Annotated in this window: 1 protein-coding gene and 1 pseudogene; both read right to left on the reverse strand. The window is 70.9% G+C overall.

Translation table 11 applies throughout. The features are described from left to right. Nucleotides 1-2,009, reverse strand: a 2,009-nt coding sequence (locus ACFYUS_RS39030; RefSeq protein ID WP_388863063.1) for a condensation domain-containing protein, incomplete at its 3' end; no start/stop codon positions are given. 18 nt (nt 2,010-2,027) lie between these two features. Further along, a pseudogene (locus ACFYUS_RS39035) lies at nt 2,028-2,255 on the reverse strand (phosphopantetheine-binding protein); the annotation flags it as partial. Between the last annotated feature and the right edge of the window lie 5 nt (nt 2,256-2,260).

Genomic DNA, 2,260 nt, shown 5'->3' on the forward strand with positions numbered 1-2,260 from the left:
TACGACTGACCACTCACCGTCGACACCAGATTCCGGTGCGACGACAAAATCGCCTTCGGCCGACCCGTCGAACCCGACGTGAACATCAAGCAGGCAGGGTCATCGGGGCTGAGCGGCAGGTCGAGGTTGCCGGGGTTGCGGGAGAGGAGTTCGCCCGGGGCCTCGGTGTGGATCTGCCAAGGGCCGTCGACGCGTTCCGCGAGGGCCGGTGCGGTGACGAGGTGGCTGATGCCGGCGTCGGTCGCCGCCGAGCGCAGCCGCTCGTCCGGGAAGTCCGGGTCGAGCAGGGTGTAACCCGCCCCGGTCTTGACCACGGCGATCACCGCCGCCGCGAACTCCACTCCACGCTCAAGGAGCACACCGGCCATGTCGCCACGGCCCAGGCCGTGTGCGCGCAGGTGGTGGGCCCAGCGGTTGGCGGCGGCGTTGAGCTCCGCGTACGACACCTCTCGGCCGCCGTCGATCAGGGCCTTCGCCTCCGGCCGACGGGCCACCTGCTCCTCGAACCGCTCGACGAGGGAAGCGTCGCCCACCTCGACGACGGTCCCCGCCCACGGGCCGGTCAGCAGCTCGCGCTCCTCGCTCGACAGCACTTCCAGGGCCGAGAGCGTCAGGCCGGGGTCGTCGAGCACCTGGGCCAGCACCTGGCCGAGGACCGAAGCCATCCTCCGTACCGACTCCTCGTCGAACACCTCGGCCGCGAAGATGATCGCGCCGTGCAGGCGCCGGCTGTCGTCGGAGCGGAGCAGGAATTCGAGGTCGAACTTCGCCGACCCGTTCCCGAGGCCGGAGACCTCGGTGGTACGGACTCCGGGCAGGTGCAGCTCCGGAACCCCGCCCACTTCGAGCCCGAGGCAGATCTGGAAGAGGGGGTGGCGCGAGAGGCTCCGGGTCGGATTGACCGCTTCCAGGACCAGGTCGAACGGCGCCTCCTGATGCGCGAAAGCATCCAGATCCGCCGTACGCACCCGCCCCAGCAACTCACGGAAACTCGGATCACCCGCACTGCTCGTCCGCAGCACCAGCGTGTTCACGAAGAACCCGACCAGCTCCTGCAACGACCGCTCACCACGACCCGCCACCGGCGTACCGACCGCAAGATCCGACCCCGCACCCAACCTCGTCAACGCCGCCACCAGAGCCGCGTGCACCACCATGAACGGCGTGCACCCCTCCGCCCGCGCGAACGCCGCCACCCGCTCGAACAGGTCATCACCCAAACCGAGTTCGACCTGACCACCCTGATGCGACGCCCTGGCCGGCCTGGGACGGTCCAGGTTCAGCCCGTGCTCCTCCGGCAGCCCCTCCAACGCCCCACGCCAGAAAACCAGCTCCCGGCCCAGCACGCTCCCCGGGTCGTCCGCCGAGCCCAACACCCGCCGCTGCCAGGCCGCGTAGTCCGCGTACTGCACCGTCAGCGGCTCAAGGACCGAACCCTCGACCCCCGCCACCCGGGCCTCATAAGCCCGCTGCAGATCCCCGAAGAACACACCGTTCGACAGACCGTCCGTCGCGATGTGATGCACCACCAGCGACAACACCACCGACCCGTCACCCAGCTCGAAAGCCACCGCCCGCAGCGGAAGCTCCACCCCCAGATCGAAGGCACGGCCCGCCGTCGCGGTCAGCTCTTCGTCCAGCGCGTCGGCGTCGACCCGGCGCCAGTCCACCGACACGCGGGCCTGCTCCGGCGACAGGACCCGCTGGCACGGCTCGCCCTCCACCGACTCGAACACCGTCCGCAGCGGAGCATGCCGCTCCACCACATCGCTCAGCGCCCACTCCAGCGCGGCCCGGTCCGGCGCGCTCTGGAGGCGTACGGCCATCGGCACGTTGTACGCGGCGCTGTCCCCCTCCAACTCCGACAGCAGCCACAGCCGCCGCTGGGCGAAGGACGCAGGGGCCAGATCACCGGCCCCCTCCCCCGCGACGAGCGGCGGGAGAGCCTCTCCCGCCCCCTGACCGTCGACGAGCTCCGCGAGCCCCGCCACCGTCGGACGGGCGAACACGTCCCGGATCGTCAACCGCACGCCCAGCGCATCGGCGATGTGATTCGTCAGCCGAGCGGCCAGCAGCGAGTGGCCGCCGTGGTGGAAGAAGTCGTCGTCGATGGTGAGGTCGGCGGGGGTGTCGAGGGTGCGGGCGAAGAGGGCGAGGAGGGTCTTCTCCAGGGGCGTGCGCGGGGCGCGGCCGAGGGAGGCGACGGGCGCCGGCTCGGGCAGAGCGCGCTTGTCGACCTTCCCGTTGGGAGTCAGCGGCA

The organism is Streptomyces sp. NPDC004284 (genome assembly GCF_042874035.1).
In the GTDB taxonomy this organism is placed as follows: Bacteria; Actinomycetota; Actinomycetes; order Streptomycetales; family Streptomycetaceae; genus Streptomyces.